The 16,069-nt window shown below is 59.6% G+C and carries 14 protein-coding genes; 8 read left to right on the top strand and 6 right to left on the bottom strand.

What is annotated here, in order from left to right:
- Positions 1-128: 128 nt before the first annotated feature.
- On the bottom strand, positions 129-1,931 hold the full coding sequence (locus tag ASD36_RS20795) for a diguanylate cyclase (protein WP_060506804.1): 1,803 nt from the start codon (positions 1,929-1,931) through the stop codon (positions 129-131).
- 192 nt (positions 1,932-2,123) lie between these two features.
- Between ASD36_RS20795 and ASD36_RS20790 the strand changes: the two genes are divergently transcribed.
- Positions 2,124-4,340, top strand: coding sequence for an adenylate/guanylate cyclase domain-containing protein (locus ASD36_RS20790; RefSeq protein ID WP_060506773.1), 2,217 nt, complete (start codon positions 2,124-2,126; stop codon positions 4,338-4,340).
- Between the two features lie 43 nt (positions 4,341-4,383).
- Here ASD36_RS20790 and ASD36_RS20785 read toward each other — a convergent pair whose 3' ends face one another.
- Entirely contained in the window at positions 4,384-5,331 is a 948-nt protein-coding gene (locus ASD36_RS20785; RefSeq protein ID WP_060506772.1) for a FecR domain-containing protein, read from the bottom strand.
- A 226-nt stretch (positions 5,332-5,557) separates the two neighbouring features.
- Positions 5,558-6,706 (bottom strand): DUF2778 domain-containing protein, encoded by a 1,149-nt coding sequence (locus ASD36_RS20780; RefSeq protein WP_060506771.1) that lies wholly within the window; start codon positions 6,704-6,706, stop codon positions 5,558-5,560.
- Between the two features lie 804 nt (positions 6,707-7,510).
- On the opposite strand from ASD36_RS20780, the gene ASD36_RS20775 reads away from it, so the two are divergent.
- Together ASD36_RS20775 and ASD36_RS20770 are read left to right on the top strand one after the other, a co-directional pair.
- Positions 7,511-8,761: a GGDEF domain-containing protein gene (locus ASD36_RS20775; RefSeq protein WP_060506770.1), complete on the top strand. Its 1,251-nt coding sequence runs from the start codon at positions 7,511-7,513 to the stop codon at positions 8,759-8,761.
- A 71-nt stretch (positions 8,762-8,832) separates the two neighbouring features.
- The gene (locus tag ASD36_RS20770; RefSeq protein ID WP_060506769.1) at positions 8,833-9,330 is read left to right on the top strand and encodes a CreA family protein; all 498 of its coding nucleotides are present in this window, start codon (positions 8,833-8,835) and stop codon (positions 9,328-9,330) included.
- Between the two features lie 6 nt (positions 9,331-9,336).
- On the opposite strand, the gene pncA is transcribed toward ASD36_RS20770, so the two are convergent.
- The 3 genes from pncA to ASD36_RS20755 all read right to left on the bottom strand — a co-directional run bounded on the left by pncA (position 9,337) and on the right by ASD36_RS20755 (position 12,567).
- Positions 9,337-9,966 (bottom strand): bifunctional nicotinamidase/pyrazinamidase, encoded by a 630-nt coding sequence (gene pncA / locus ASD36_RS20765; RefSeq protein ID WP_060506768.1) that lies wholly within the window; start codon positions 9,964-9,966, stop codon positions 9,337-9,339.
- Between the two features lie 160 nt (positions 9,967-10,126).
- Positions 10,127-10,591, bottom strand: coding sequence for a chemotaxis protein CheW (locus ASD36_RS20760; RefSeq protein WP_037096270.1), 465 nt, complete (start codon positions 10,589-10,591; stop codon positions 10,127-10,129).
- Between the two features lie 2 nt (positions 10,592-10,593).
- Positions 10,594-12,567 (bottom strand): methyl-accepting chemotaxis protein, encoded by a 1,974-nt coding sequence (locus tag ASD36_RS20755; protein ID WP_112834599.1) that lies wholly within the window; start codon positions 12,565-12,567, stop codon positions 10,594-10,596.
- A 168-nt stretch (positions 12,568-12,735) separates the two neighbouring features.
- On the opposite strand from ASD36_RS20755, the gene ASD36_RS20750 reads away from it, so the two are divergent.
- The 5 genes from ASD36_RS20750 (at position 12,736) to ASD36_RS30730 (ending at position 15,988) form a co-directional block, all read left to right on the top strand.
- Entirely contained in the window at positions 12,736-13,002 is a 267-nt protein-coding gene (locus ASD36_RS20750) for a hypothetical protein (protein WP_060506766.1), read from the top strand.
- A gap of 104 nt (positions 13,003-13,106) precedes the next feature.
- Positions 13,107-13,706, top strand: coding sequence for an SCO family protein (locus ASD36_RS20745; protein ID WP_060506765.1), 600 nt, complete (start codon positions 13,107-13,109; stop codon positions 13,704-13,706).
- A 20-nt stretch (positions 13,707-13,726) separates the two neighbouring features.
- Positions 13,727-14,857 (top strand): NAD(P)/FAD-dependent oxidoreductase, encoded by a 1,131-nt coding sequence (locus ASD36_RS20740; protein WP_060506764.1) that lies wholly within the window; start codon positions 13,727-13,729, stop codon positions 14,855-14,857.
- Between the two features lie 86 nt (positions 14,858-14,943).
- A complete protein-coding gene (locus tag ASD36_RS20735) occupies positions 14,944-15,822 on the top strand; it encodes a 50S ribosomal protein L11 methyltransferase (protein WP_060506803.1) in 879 nt (292 codons plus the stop codon).
- On the top strand, positions 15,809-15,988 hold the full coding sequence (locus ASD36_RS30730; RefSeq protein WP_156393892.1) for a hypothetical protein: 180 nt from the start codon (positions 15,809-15,811) through the stop codon (positions 15,986-15,988). Before ASD36_RS20735 ends, ASD36_RS30730 begins: the two co-directional genes overlap by 14 nt.
- Positions 15,989-16,069: the final 81 nt, after the last annotated feature.

Below are 16,069 nucleotides of genomic sequence, written 5' to 3'. Positions count from 1 at the left end.
CCAACGATTTTTGACTGTATGCGTTTTTTTTGAAAGTGTTTTTGCGTTTAGAGGTGAACGCCACGCCTGGCAGGCGTTTTGCAGGCCGCCTAACGGCGTGAAGAAAGCCTGTGACAGATAAGCTGCTTCTACGCGGAATCCTGCATGTCGCCCAGGATCAATTTTCCGGCCGATACCGTCATGTTGCGCCCGCTCGCCTTGGCATTCAGGAGCGCTGCATCTGCCCGCGTCAGCAATGTCGGCACCGTTCCGCCTGCGGGAGCGGATGCAACGCCGATGGAAACGGCCACCGATCCTAGGATTCGGCCGCGGTGCGACAAGGGCGCCGTCGCGATCCTGGTCCTTAGCTGTTCGGCAAATTCGAAGCCTGCCGCCTCAGTCATCCCCGGCAGGAGCACGGTGAATTCCTCGCCGCCAAAGCGGTAGGCACTACCGGATTCCCCCACCGTGTCGATGACGATCTGCGCCACATATTGCATGACGACATCGCCGGCATCATGCCCGAACTCGTCGTTGAAGCGCTTGAAATAATCGATATCGATCATCAGGCAGGCCAGCGGATCGGTTGCCTCCTCGCGTGCGTGGCGGTTGAGGGTCTCATCCAGCCAGCGCCGGTTGAACAGCCCCGTCAGCGCATCGCGCACGGCAAGATGGGTGAGCTTCTCGCGCAATTGAAGATTGGCAACGGCAAGGCCGATGTTTTCTGCAATCAGCTCCAGATAGAGGCGTGAGGTTTCGACGTCCGTCACCGCCCCGGAACGCTCCTCGAAATACAGAAGCCCGATCGTATCGCCCTGCGCCGTCAGCGGTACGCAAAGACCGGCGACATTGGTCTCCTCGAGATGCTGGCAGGCAATGTCGCTGTGACCGCGGTTGCTCAGATGCGGACGGCCCCGCCGCAGTCCCCAGCAGGCGCTGGACGCAAAGGATGCTGCCGATTGCTGCGGATCGAGCCAGCTTCCAACGGTCGACAGCAGTGTCCGGCTTTCGTTCAAGACATAGAGGTGACCGGCGAGATTGGGAAATATCTGCGGTGCGAACCGCGCCACCACGTCGGCCAGTTCGCTCTGCGTTTGGCAAGCTTGCAGCCGGTGCATCATCTGCAGGATCAAATCCTTGGTCTGCTGGTCGAGCCGGCTCTCCGCATCCAGCCGGTCGCGTTCCAGCCCATTGGCACGAAAAATATGGATGGCTTCGTTCATTTCGCCGATTTCATCGCGGCGCTGATCCAGCGGAACGTCCACGGCATAATCCTGCTTTGCCAGCCGTGTAACGATACCGGTCATACGCGTCAGCGGCATGGCGATGCGGCGCTTGAGGACGAAATAGAGAACACCGAGGAACAGTGCCGCCGTCAGCCCCAGCATCGTCTTGGCGACGACACCGAACCAGTCGCTTCGTAACCGCGCAGCATTCAGCGCAGCGCCGGTACGGGCCCCGGTCAGATCGCGAAACCGCCCGACACTATCGAGCAGATCCGTCTGCAGGCGTTCATGTTCAGCACCAAAGAGTGCCTCCCGTGCTGCCGCTTGATCGCCGTTGCGATAGGTGCCAATAGCGGCAGCCTCGATCTTGTCCAGTGCCTCGGCATCCAGCTCGACCTCTTGAAGCGCTGCCAGTTCTGCGGATGAGGCGCCCTGTTCCTTGATACTCTTGATCGCCGCCTCACGGCGGCGCTCCTCGCCTTCCTTCGCGTGAAACGCTTCCAGATGGCGTTCGTCACCGCGCATGACATACAGACGGGCTTCGTCGCTTCGCTCCTCGGCCCCGAGCGCCAATTCTTCCGCGAGCGTATCCAGCGCCAGATGCTCTTCGACCGCCAACCGCTCCTCGTTGGCACTGTTGGTGGACAGGATGAAAGCGCCGCCCGAAAGCACGGTCAGGACGACTGTCACGCCGTAGGCCCAATTCGTGATCGCATTGATTCGCATGAAAGCCACCCCCAGAGAGTGTAGACGGGATTAAAGCACGGTGCTCGCGGTGGCAATTCCCCAACCTTGCGCACACGGGCGCGCTGACCCGCTGTCTCATAAGGAGGCACTCCCAAAGCCAGATATGCCTGTTTTCCCCATTGTCATCGCTTGTGCTAAGTTCAACCGGTCTTAGGGGTGGATGGCATAGTCATGACACGCGCGCAGCAAATTGGCGTCATTGTCGGTCTGGTGATTGTCGCGATCCTTACGATCCTGCGGGCAAGCGACCCGCCGCTGCTGCGACAGGCCCGCGAAGTCGCATTTGATGAATATCAGCGCATCGCGCCGCGTACCTTTCAGGATATGCCGGTTCATGTATTGGACATAGACGAAGCTTCGCTTGAGGAGTTCGGCCAGTGGCCGTGGCCACGGGATCGGATGGCTAAGCTGGTCGTCCGCCTTTCCGCCATGGGCGCTTCTGCGATCGCCTTTGACATCCTCTTTTCAGAGCCCGACCGTCTTTCGCCCCGCACCGTCATTCGCGACATCGCGGGGATCGACCCGTCGCTGCTTGCGCGACTGCCGGACAATGACGAAATTTTCGCGCAAGCGATTGCCGGGAAACCCGTCGTGCTCGGGTTTGCACTGTCGAACAAAGGAAACAGCCGCCCCGAAATGAAGGCCGGCTTTGCCTTTACCGGTGAGCCGCCGTTCAATGCACCCCCGCAAATCCTCGGTTCAACGCCGCTGCGGCCGCAACTTGAGGCCAATGCCGCAGGTCTCGGGCATATCAGCCTGACGCCCGGCGACCCGTCGTCGGTGGTGCGCACCGTACCCTTGCTGCTCAGCGACGGCGAACAACTCTATCCAAACCTTGCACTGGAAGCATTGCGCGTCGCCCAGGGCGCCTCCACCTATCTGCTCGCAGATGCGGCCGATGTGCCCGACACGATAACCAGGATCAAGATTGGCGACTTCGTCGTTCCGGTGACCGCCGCGGGAGAATTGTGGCTCCATGTCACGCCTGACAATGCCGGCCGCTATATTTCAACGCGGGAACTGCTGGCTGACGGCGATATCCCGGAAGGGACAGCAGCCAAGATCAACGGCAGCATCATCTTCGTGGGCACGTCCGCCGCCGGCCTTCAGGACATAAGAACAACGGCGCTCGGCGAAAATGTCCCTGGTGTCTCGCTTCAAGCCCAGATCGTTGAGCAGATTCTGTCAGGGCATTTTCTGTCGCGCCCCGATTGGGCCGATGGACTTGAAATCCTGTCTATCGCGGTGGCGGGCAGCCTGCTGGTTTTCCTGACCACCTTTCTCAGTCCGGCAATTGCGCTGGCCTGCGGCCTTTCGATCACAGCGCTCGCTCTTGCCGCATCATGGAGTGCATTCATCTATGGCGGGCTTCTCTTCGACCCGCTGGCACCCATTGTCAGCGGCTCCATCACGCATTTCGCCGCAACGGCATTCCGGTTTCTGGTGATAGACCGGGAGCGGCGCGAAGTCCGGCTGGCCTTCGGTCACTACCTTTCCCCATCACTGCTCTATCGCATCGAGCACACCCAGAACGCCCTACGTCTTGGCGGCGATGACCGGGAACTGACGGTAATGTTTGTCGATGTCAGAAATTTCACCGAGATCAGCGAACGGTTGACGCCCGCCGAAGTCGTCGGCTTCCTGAACACCTTTCTTGACGCGCTAAGCCGTCACGTCATCGCCAACGAAGGCACGCTCGACAAGTTTATCGGCGACTCGATCATGGCTTTCTGGAATGCACCCGTCGATGTCACCGATCATCCTGGGAAAGCGGTCCGTGCGGCGCTGGGTATGCGGGAGACCCTTGCCCGTCTCAATGCCGAGGACGCCTTCGGATTTGGACTCGAGCGGACCGTTGGTATTGGCATAGGCATTCATACCGGCCTCGCCTGCGTCGGCAATATGGGCGCGGAGACGCATTTCAACTATTCCGCCGTTGGCGATACCGTCAACGTCACAGCGCGTATTGAAACAGCCTGCAAGGAGGTCTGTTTCGACATACTCATCTCGGAGAGCACCGCGGATCGCGCGTCGCATTATGCCTTGCTGGAAGCCGGCGCTTTGCCGCTCAAGGGCAAGAGTACAAGGACGCGCACCTTCGCGGTGATCGGCGACGACCGTGTCGCCGCCTCCGCAGAGTTTCACGATCTGAAAAGCATCCATCTGCAGATGATCGAAGCACTGGCGTCCAAGTCCCCGGTCATACGAAAACTCCTGCAGGCCGCAAAAGTGAAGGCAACTGTACTACCGGTCAATTTGACAGAGTTCTATCGCCGCATCTCACGCCGGACCGAACATTTTTCGCACAGCGCGGCTCAAAAGGAAGACGATGGCCCCATCTACGCAAGTGGCGCCCCGGAAATACCGTCCTCCAGCCCTACCCGCTGAATATCCGGTCCCAGTCGTCCTGGCCCCGTCATAGCGCCATTGGTCATCGGTTACCGGGCCTGTCAGGCTCGTTACGATCGCCATTGCCCCTATCGTTCTTGTCGTGGTTACGGTCATGATCCGGCCTGTCATGGTCGGGTCTGTCATGATCCGGTCTGTCACGGTCTGGCTTATCACGATCCGGCTTGTCCCGGTCTGGTTTGTCCTTGTCCGGTTTATCCTTGTCCGGTTTATCACGATCTGGCTTGTCGCGGTCCGGTTTTTGCTCCTTGGGCGTTGGTCGCACTTGCTTGGGAACATCGTTCGGCTTGATATCGACCGCTCTCGCAAGACCACAACCGCCGTAACCGCCGCTGGCGGTAAGCTTTTGACTGCCGGACAGGAATGGCAGAGCCTTGGTGGTGCCAAGTGTGGTAAAGATGCCGCGATCAACCCGGCGGACATCGGTCACGGCACCGCTGCGTCTGGCGACGACGTAATCGCAACGCCGCATCAACTGCCGGCAACCACCCGCCCCACAAAAACTCGCCGCGCCGCCGAGCAGCACCACGGCCGTCGTCCCATCCCCACCGATATAGAAATCGAAGGCCGTTCCTCGCACGCCGATCGTCCCGGCCGGCGTCAAAATTTCATAGGCTGTGTGGTTGGATTTTCCGCTGACCCAGCGAAAAGTCCCTTTGGCAGCCTTGATTGTCAGCTTCTTCACGGAATTGGAGCCGTCGAAAACGAATTTATCGACCACGACGGATGAGCCCCATCCAACCGCGAGCTTGGTCCCGTCCCGGAAGATAAACTGGCCGAGGCCCGATTTTGACGTTCGGATCCGCTCGTCCTGGAACACCGGGTCGTTGATTGACAGGTCGCCACGCGTGCCCGTCACGGCAGTTTTGATTTCAACCGCCTTGCCGATCGACTCAACAGCCTTCAATGGCGCAACATCGAAGGCCAGCAAACCAAACGCAATGACGCCTACTCGATAAGGAGCAAACATTTCCCCCTCCCAATACCTTATATTAGCATATCTTAAATGACATGTCTTTCGGTCTGTAATGGGTAGATGGAGGCGTAGAAACGAGGGGCAAAGCTGGGCTGGCCCTGTGTGTGAAACCGTTGGCGAGGGGATGGTGTGATAAAACGCATCCAGGCCGCGAAACCATTCAGATTTCGCGGCCTGGATGCGTATCGTCAGATTTTGCCGAAAATCGAAGCGCGCCGGTCTACGCGCCCTTGGAAAACAGCGAAGCAAAGGTGCGCTTGGGAGCTGAGAAACCCTTCATGCTCTTGACGATGACCATATGAGTGATCTCGCCGCGTTTGAACGCCTTCAGGAAGCGGGGATATTCCTCAAAGGCGACGCAGCCATGGGAATCGCCGCGGTTTCTCAGGAGATAGCTGTGCGCGAGCAGGCCGTCACGGCCATGCGGCGCGACGCCATCCACCGGGGTCAGGCGAACTGCGGCGACACCATGAAAGAGCGACTCGCGCATCGTCACCTTGTAGGTTCCGGGCGGTGTCGGCCCCTTCATCTTGACGTGAACGTAATCGGGATTGTCGCGCATCTTGCCGATACCGGAATGCGCTTCCAGCCTCTCGCCGTTCGGCATGTAGACGACGCCGGCCGAGATGTCATAGTAGGCCACCCCTCGCTTGCCGCGGAACGACGGACGAACCTCGTTGTCGTCGTCCATCGGCAAATCAGGCTTGGCGTAGGCAAGCTCCTTGGCTGCCGGCTTCGTTGCCTTGTCATCGGACTTGCGGACGGCATCGGCGATGCCGCGCGGTTTCGCCAATGGCACCGGTCCGAGATCAGGAAGCATGCCGTTCAGCGACGATGCCGGTTCCGGCATGACCAGACTGAAGGGCTTGCCAAGTCCCTGTTCTTTCAATGACACGGTCTCGACAAGCGCGTTGGCCGTGACCGGCGTCGAGCCGGTAATGATCGCATCGCCTCTGGCCGCAGCAGCCGTCGCCAGCGCCAGAACCTGCGTCTTTTCGGCAAAATCCACAGCGGGCTTGGCCATCGCGATTGCGGCCAGGCTCTTTTGCGGAACCGCCGTGGCGACGAGATTCATACGCGGCAGAACGGTGATCCGCGAAAACTTGGAAAGATGTACAACACGCTGTTGCGGGGTGGCGTGGATGATCGGTTTGAGCCCCAATGAAGCCTCAAGCCGCGGACCTTTGTTGGACGGCAGTGACGAGCCCATGCCCTGCATCGCCGCGAAAGTCGCGACCATCCATATGGAAGCGGCAATGCCGATGCCGGTAACGGTCGCCCCCGCGAGCAAACGCGACAACGGCCTGGAACGCGCGCCCGGTCGGCCGGAAGATGCGGGATGACTGCATTTTTCTGCTGCAAACGCCATGATACTCGTTACCCGAAACGCATTACTCAATCGGAGAGCAACAAGGCACATTGCCGCCGAGGCCGGTCCAAAGCCCAGTTTGCGCCAAATTGCGCGCTTGCCGGGGCCTGCCGGTCGATCAAAAGAATGACAAAGTATGGTAACCAATTCCTTTACACGGGCTCCAAGAAAATCAGGGAGCATGGTGGGCACAGGAGAGCGGCACCTGCCGCAGGCAAAAAAGCGATGAGGACAACCCTCCCCGCCCAGGACATCATGGTCTGGCAATCAGTTGGAACTCCGGCGCATCAACGCCTGCGTTCAACCTGAAGCTCAAAAAACTGCATTTGCGTCCGGTCTCAGAGCTTTTATTTTTGGCGAGAATAAGGAGACGCTCACATGATCCGTGGTTTTTATCGGCAGCAGCCTGCTCCTGGCCCGGCAACATGCGTGATCCAGGCCGCCTGGAACGAGGAGACGGCGCCGCCTTCGGCATGGCGATTTCTGCAGCTTAGGGTCACAGTTATCCTTTGAGTTGCGCATTCGCGCCACCCGTTTCTTACGCGCTGGATTTTTCCTCTATCCCCTGCCGCCGGGGCGTTTTGGAGCCTGACGGAACATCGGGGCAGCCTGGATTTGAGGAGCCCGGAGGCATTTCCCGCTTCACGCAACGTATACCCGTGGAAATTGCACCCTATTGCCGGACTGATTAAAATTGCTGCGATTTTCGATTAAAAAAATTAAGTCGCTGAGACTACGAATTTGGCCTTATCCGCTTCACCGGACCAAACTTTTTTGAGCACCACCCGGCAGGAATCCGCGCCTATGAGCTTTCTTTCCGCTATTGCAGTCATTTCCCTTTTGGTCACATTTCCCGTGCTCCTGTCGCTGCGCAAAACCGGCGTGCCGGGGGTCGCAAGCTTCAGTGCAGCGTGTTTTTTGACAGCACTTGCGGCATCTGTGGCCCTGACGGCCAGCATCGTTCCTGTGTGGTTTCACACGGTAGCCGGCGGGATACTGATAGTCGCCGCCGGACTTGTGATGCTCAGCGGCTTTCGGCAGTTCCTGGGCTGCACGCTCCCCGGAGCATGGCTGATCGCCGTCAGCCTTGCAGGTGTCTCCGCAGCACTACTGTTCTTCAGCCACGGCGCTCATAGTCACCTGGCACGCATCGTGATCGGCAACGGGCTTTTGAGCCTCATCTGCGTTCTCATCGGCGCGACCATCCTGCGCCATTGGCCAGAGGAACGGGCGATCGCACCATACATGCTGTTTTGCTGCGTCATGGCTTTCCTGGTCGCTCTCCTTCATGCCTTTCGGGTCGTAACGGCCATGACCGGCTTCGACCTTGTGAACAGTATGCTTGCTCCGCCGATGTGGGCGACAGCCTTCCTTGCGGCACGCCTGCTGATCATGCCGCTGTTCTTTCTGGGCATCATCCTGATGCTGCATGGCTGGATGATCACCAATCTCCGCCACATGATCGCCCATGACGACCTGACCGGTGCCCTGTCACGCCGCGCCTTCATGACCGCGTTCGAGCGCATGTTTGCGGCGGCCACGGGATCCCGGCAGCAGACGGCGTTCATGCTGCTGGATCTGGACAGGTTCAAGCAGATCAATGACCTTCATGGGCATGCCGGTGGAGACGCAGCCCTTGTCCACTTCACCCGGATCGCTCACGCGACATTGGCAGGCCGGGGTATCCTCGGGCGCCTGGGCGGCGAAGAATTCGGTATCGCCCTTGCCGGCGCTGGCCGGTTGGAGGTGGCGGAGATTGCCGAGGCGATCTGCACCGCTGTCAGAACGACCCCCGTGCAGACCAACAGTGACTTGGAAATTGGCCTGACGGTCAGCATCGGCATAGCCATGGTCGATCCCGGCGGCTCGTTGTCCGATGCCATGGTACAGGCGGACGTGGCACTTTATGAGGCAAAGGCATTGGGACGTGACGGGCTGAGCATGGCCGGAAGCCTTCATGCCGCATCTGTTGCCAGCGCCCGCGCCCTTGCCGGCGCCGCAGCCCAGATGCGCGCTGCCATAGGACCGGGCCAACCGCTTTCTAGCACGGGTTGATATGCGCGCAGGCCGCTTGCATTGGCGGCTGCCTATCCTATTTCAGTGGCATCGTATCCGGAGAACCAACAATGCCACTTCCCATCCGCTTCATCAGCGCCTGCGCTTTTCTCGCGACAAGCCTCGCCGGTCTTTCCGCGCAAGCCGAAACGGTCGGGGAAGTCGGCGTCGACTGGCTCGGCAATGACATTACCATCGATGCAGTCAGCGATCCCAAGGTCGCGGGCATCACCTGCCATGTCACCTATTTCGACCGCAGCGTCATCGATCGCCTCAAGAACGGCAACTGGTTCGAGGATCCCTCCAACAATTCGATCTCCTGCCGCCAGACCGGTCCGGTGACGATCGGCGACATCGAGCTTGGCCAGGGAGGCGAGGAAGTGTTCCGCGAGGGTCTCTCCCTCGTCTGGAAGAAGCTGGTGGTCACCCGCGTTTACGACAAGAAGAACAACACGCTGATTTATCTCGCCCATTCGAGAGAGTTGACCGATGGCTCCGCCAAGATGTCGATCTCCACCATTCCGCTGTTTGAGCAGCCGGTTACCTGGACAAACGGTACGCCGAAATAGTCGATTCTACTCCTTTGCGAAAACGTCCCTGGATGCGATGACGTGAACGCCCGCGGCCTTCATCTCGTCAATCGCAGCTTCAACACCGGCCGCATCGATGCCGCGGCTTGCATCGGCAATGAAGCGGACGCTGACAGCGGGCAACAGCGCCTTGGCATCAAGCGCCGAAGCCTTGACGCAATAATCAGTCGCTAGACCGCAGATATCGAGCGTGCCAACACCCGCCCGCGTGAGATAATCCGAAAGTCCTGTTAGCGCCGACTGATCATTGTCGCGAAAAGCGGAATAGCTGTCGACGTTGCGATCTTCGCCCTTGCGCTGCACGTGGTCGATGCCCGCAATATTGAGGCCGGGATGGAAGTCTGCGTCAAGGGTTCCCTGGACGCAATGATCCGGCCAAAGCACCTGCGGCTTGCCGCTGAGCGTGCCCGTGTCGAAGGGCTTGCTGCCCGGGTGCTGCGATGCGAAACTGCCATGATCGGCCGGGTGCCAGTCCTTCGAGGCGACGACGAGATCATATTGGCCTTCGGCGATCAGCCGATTGATGATCGGCACGACCTCCTCACCATTAGGTACCGCAAGGTTTCCTCCTGAACAAAAACCGTTCTGGATATCGACGAGCAGCAGGCATCTCACGGGTCATCTCCTGAAATTAGGCTTCGCGCAGACATGCTATTCGCAACGGCTAAAGCGCACAATGAGGTAACGCGTTTCGCAAGTCGTACCGCCTGTCCAAACGCCAAAAAACGCCACCCGGTTCACGGATGGCGTCCTTGTTCCATTCAGCGTGGCTTGTTTAAGCGGCCTGCGCCAGTTCGTCGGCGATGACCGTATCGAGATTGAGGAAGCAGACCATGGTCTTTTCCAGCGCCACGATGCCGCGGCAGAAGGCACGCTGTGCTTCTGGAATAATTTCCGGCGCCGGCTGCAAGGCCTCACTCTTGATGGTCATCATGTCGGAGACCTGTTCGACCAGGAGACCGACCAGCTTGCCGGCAATGTCAGTGACGATGATCGCCGAGCGCTCCGACGGCTCCGTCATCTTCATGCCGAGACGGCAGGCCATGTCGATGACCGGGATCACCGCGCCGCGCAGGTTGATGAGGCCAAGAACGTATGGCGGCGTGTGCGGCATAGGGGTGACCGGCGCCCAGCCGCGGATTTCGCGGATCGCCATGATATCGATGCAGAATTCCTGATCGCCCAGGTGGAACGAGACGATTTCCAGATAGGCACCGGACTGCTTGATTGCGTTTGACATGATCAGAACTCTTCCCAATTTTCGGCGGAACCCGATGCCTTCGGCACGGATGACGCGGGGCTGTTGAAGGCACCCGCCAGCTTGCCCATCAGGGCTTTGGCGGGAGATGGTGCTGGACGCGCTGTCGCTGGCGTGGCGACGCGAATAGGCTGGGGAATGGGGCGGGCAGACGCACCGCTGAGCTGGAACTGGCCGATCAGAACGGTCAGACCTTCAGCGTCCTGTGCCAACGTATGGCTGGCAGCATTGGTCTGTTCGACCATGGCAGCATTCTGCTGGGTCATCTGATCGAGTTGGCCGATCGCCGTGTTGATTTCCTGCAGGCCGACCGACTGCTCACGAGCGGCATTGACGATCGACGTCATATGCCCGTTGATCCGCGCCACATCGGTGCCGATCCGGCCAAGCGCCTCGCCGGTTGCCTGCACCAGCTTGACGCCGGTGCCGACTTCGCTGCTGGAACGGCCGACAAGCACCTTGATATCCTTGGCAGCACCAGCCGCGCGCTGGGCAAGTTCGCGCACTTCCTGGGCGACGACAGCAAACCCCTTGCCCGCCTCGCCGGCGCGTGCTGCCTCGACACCGGCATTCAGCGCAAGCAGATTGGTCTGGAAGGCGATCTCGTCGATCACATTGATGATCTTGCCGATTTCGGAGGAGGCGTTCTCGATCCGGGCCATGGCTTCGACAGCCTCGCGGACGATACGGCCGGATTCCTCGGCATTGCTGCGGGTTTCGCCGACCATCTGGCTCGCTTCTTCGGCGCGCTGCGTGGCGGTGCGCACAGTCACGGTGATCTGGTCGAGCGCCGCGGATGTTTCTTCCAGCGAGGCAGCCTGCTGTTCGGTCCGCTTGGCGAGATCGTCGGCCGCACCACGCATCTGCCGGCTGTTCGACTGGATCGAGTTGCTGTTTTCCTGAACGTTGGACAAGACGCCCTGAAGCTTCTCGACTGTGTGGTTGAAGTCCCGGCGCAGTGTCTCCAGGTCGTGGCGGAAGGGCTGATCGATCGTCGCGGTCAGGTTTCCATCGGACAGGCGGTTGAGCCCCTGCCCCAGTGCGGTGACTGCGCGCTGAACTTGGCGCGCCTCTTCAGCACTGGCAGCTTCGCGCGCTTCACGCTCGATCTCGTTTTCAGTCCGGCTTGCCGCCGCTGCCTGCTCAAGTTCGCGCTTTTCGACGGCAGCAGCCCGGAACATCTCGACCGAACGCGCCATCTCGCCAATTTCATCGCCGCGTCTCACGGCTTCAACAGCCGCCTGATAATCGCCACCAAGAATCCGCTGCATGCTGTCGCGGATAGCAAAGACACCCCGGCGAAGAATGTTGCCGTGGAAACAAAGCAGCGCCAGGAGCGACGCCATGGCGAGAAGCCCAAGCGCGAGCTGCAACTGGATGGATTGAGCCGACCGTACCGTTGCTTCGGCGACACGGGCGCCAAGCGCAATCCCCGCCTCATCGTAGAGCTTGCCGAGCGACATGGTCATGCGCTCGCCCGCCCCATCAATCGCATCATCGACCGCATCGAACGCTTCCGGCGCTGCACCGTCCTCGACCATCTTCTTCAAATCGGTCTGAATGACCTTGGTCATCTCGGTGAGATCAGCATCGAACGTCGCCATGATCTCTGGCTTGCCGACCGAGGCGGCCAACTCCATCGCCGCCGGTTTTCCGGCCTCCAGCACCGCGATCGAATCAGCAATCAGCTTCTGGCGCTCCTGCGACACCTGGCGATCGCCACGATCAACGATCACATCCATCGCCACCAGCGTCAGCTCGACGCTTGTCAGCCGCATGGTGCTGGCATTCTTGATCGCGTTCTGGGCAACGATCGCGCGGTCCAACGCCTGATCCACCCGTGAATTTTCATACCAGCCGACGGCGAGCATCGAACCGAAGCCGACAAAGGCGGCGAGCCCCAGCGTGGCCAGCCGCTGGCTGAGGGAAAGTTTGCGATCGATCATTGCAGGAGACATCATGCGGCATTGATCCAGTTCTTGAATGCAGCGGTGAGCGCACAAATTCGGGAGAGCGTTGATGCGCAGGACCGGACTGGATAAAAACCGGCGACGTCATGTCAGCAAGGGATAGGCACCCCTTCACGCGCCTAGAACATGGCAAACACAAATTAAACTTTTGCTAAAATGATTGCCGAATTCTTGGGCAAAATAGCTCTGGCAGGCCTCGCGGCGCATTGCCGCCCCTTGGCGAAACGACTTTCAAAATTGGCGTTGGCAGGATATCATCTCGGCATGCATGACGAAGCCAGGAAACAGCCGCAGAACCTGATGATCGCCGCTATTGGTGGTGTTTTCCTGCTCCTGTGCCTTGCCGCCTTTATCGGATGGATCGTCCAGGGGCCGGAAATTTTGCTCACGATGGCCGAAAACGGCATGTCCTGGTGTTTCTGACGAAGCCTGCCGCATTTTGACGCTAGCGGCGTAATCTTTTGCAACCTCAGAACCAAACCGCTATCTGAACAGCGATATTTGGCAGGTTTTGAGCGGACATCATCATGAAAACACTTCGCATCGTTCTTTGGGCGGCCGTTGCCGTCGTCGCAGCTTCACTTGGCTGGATCAGCTATCAGATGACCACCGGCAAGGAAGAGATCGCCGCCGGTCCATTCGGGGTACCCTTCGAACTGGTTTCGCAGACCGGACAACCGATCACGCAGGCAGCCTTTACCGGCAAGCCGACAGCCCTGTTCTTCGGCTTCACCCATTGCCCGGAAGTCTGCCCGACCACCCTGTTCGAGCTGAACGGCTGGCTGGAAAAGGTCGATCCCGACGGCACCAAACTGCAGGCCTATTTCATCAGCGTCGATCCGGAACGCGATACGCCGGAAGTCCTCGGGCAGTATGTCTCCAACGTCTCCAAGCGCATCACCGGCATTTCCGGTCCGCCGGCCCAGGTCATGGAAATGGTCAAGGGTTTCCGGGTCTATGCCAAGAAAGTTCCGCTGGACGAAAAGAACCCTGGCGGCGACTATACGATGGATCATACTGCATCGGTGTTCCTGCTCGATTCCAAAGGCAAGTTCAGCGGCACGATCGCCTATGAGGAAAATCCGGAAACCGCAGTCAAGAAACTGGAAAACCTGACCAAGAGATAAAGGGTCGCCACGAGGGCCTGATGGGTGAGCGCAGCGAAAAGTCCATTCTGATCGCCGGGGCCGGCCCAACCGGGCTGACCTTGGCACTCGAACTGGCGCGGCGGGGCCTGAAATCCCGTATCGTGGCAAAGGCGGCCGGGCCAACCCCCATCCACGAAAGCCGCGCGCTTGGCGTCAATGCCAGGACCCTGACACTGCTGGAAGCCTCTGGCGTCAGCGCTTTGATCCTTGCCAAGGCCAGGCGACTTACGAAATTCAAGATACTGGCCGCCGGCAAACCATTGGCGACGGTCGAGACAGAAAGTTTCCGCAGCCGCTATTGCCCAATCCAGATCCTGGCCCAGGGCGAAACGGAACGGCTGCTGCTGCAAAGACTGTCAGCATTCGGCATCTTTCCGGAATGGTCGACCGAACTCACCACTGTGTCCGGCGACGTCGAAAAGCCGGTAATCACCCTGCAGCATGCCAACGGCCGGGTCGAAACGGCCGAGCCGGACGTGCTGGTCGGCGCGGACGGCGCCCATTCAGCCGTGCGCAAAGCCTTTGGTTTTGGCTTTCCGGGCAATGCCATCGAAAGCCGTTTTTTCCTCGCGGATTATCGCTATGCACAGCCGGTCGACACCGGTTTCATCGAACTGAATTTCCTCAATCCCGGCGTGCTCGGCCGGTTACCAGTGAACGAGGATACACTGCGCTACCTTTCAACGGACGCAGATTTCGAAACCCGCATCGAACATCCAGCGATGGTGCTGGAGCGAACCTGGAGTTCCGAATTCCGGATCAGCTTCCGCCACGTCGAAACCATGAGCCGTGGCCATGTATTTCTGGCCGGAGACGCCGCCCATGTGCATTCACCGGCTGGCGCACGCGGCATGAATCTCGGCATCGAGGACGCCTGCTGGCTTGCCTTTCTGATATCGGAAGGCCGCGAACAGGAATATTCCAGCCTGCGGATTCCGGCGGTCAAAACCGTGCTCAAGGATACCCGGCGCAATACGGCCTTCATCACGCTGAAAAACCCGGTCCTGACAGGACTGCGCTCGCGCCTGCTGCCACTGGTCGATCACCTTCCCAGCGTTTCGACTGCCTTTCTGCGCAATGCTGCCGGTCAGGACACCCCGCCTCCCCCCTGGATTCCCGGCGCGCAATAGGCGCTGCGCTTTACCTCGCATCGCCCGGCATGCTAGAGCGCCGCAAGCCGCCCCGACGGCAAGCACTTGCCGACAAGGACAAAGACATGGCCGACCTGCGCCTCTTCATCACCACGACCGAAAAGCTCTCGGAAGTCGTTTTGGATTTGATGACCGATGCCTTCGAGGACGAAGGCTATGCCATCGCCACCATGGAAATGGACGAGAAGAAGGATATCTGGGAAGCCTCGCTCTATATTGACTTCGACGAAGAAGATGAAATGCGGGTGCGCTTTGCAGGGGTTCTCGCAGATCAGTTCCCGGATGCGGTGATCGAGCGGGAAGTCATTCCGGATGTCGACTGGATTGCCAAATCGCTGGAGGGCCTGTCGCCGGTGCGCGCCGGACGTTTCCTCGTGCACGGATCCCATGACCGCGACAAGGTCAAGCCGAACGATATCGCTATCGAGATCGACGCCGGCCAGGCCTTCGGCACCGGTCATCACGGCACGACGGCGGGTTGCCTTGAAGTGATCGAAACCGTCATGCGCGCCCGTAAAGTTCGCAACGCGCTCGATCTGGGCACTGGCAGCGGTGTGTTGGCCATAGCCGCCCGCAAGATCAAGCCCGTCCCGGTTCTGGCAACCGATATCGACCCGATCGCCACGCGCGTCGCCGCCGAGAATGTCAAGCGCAACGGCATCGCCACCGGCGTTACCACGATCACCGCGCCCGGCTTCCACTCGCCGGCCTTTGCACAGCACGGTCCGTTCGACCTGATTATCGCCAATATCCTGGCGCGTCCGCTGATCAAGATGGCACCGCAGCTCGCCAGCCATCTGGCACCGGGTGGTTCGGTCATTCTTTCAGGCATTCTTGCGTCACAACGCTGGAAGGTGCTGTCGGCCTATAACGGCCAGCACCTGCGCCATGTCCGCACCATCTGGCGCAACGGCTGGGTGACGATTCATCTTGACCGTCCGTGACGGAGGGTTTTCTAAAGCCTTAAAAAGGAAAACCCGCCTGTCCGTCATGGACAAGCGGGTTTTTCAATACAAAGGCGATGCCGAAGCACCGCCCGCTGACCGGCAAGCCGGTCATGTCCGCGAGCTTGAGGAGGAGGAGCGCTCAAGCGGACTCTTCACAGTCTGAAATTGGCCACCCGGGAGGGAGGAGGAGAAGGATGACCAACCATGTTCAGACCGTGCAGCTCTTGCCTTTCGGCATTCGCGT

This window comes from Rhizobium sp. Root1334, assembly GCF_001426665.1.
GTDB lineage: Bacteria > Pseudomonadota > Alphaproteobacteria > Rhizobiales > Rhizobiaceae > Pararhizobium.
This window is presented reverse-complemented; position numbering and strand designations above follow the sequence as displayed.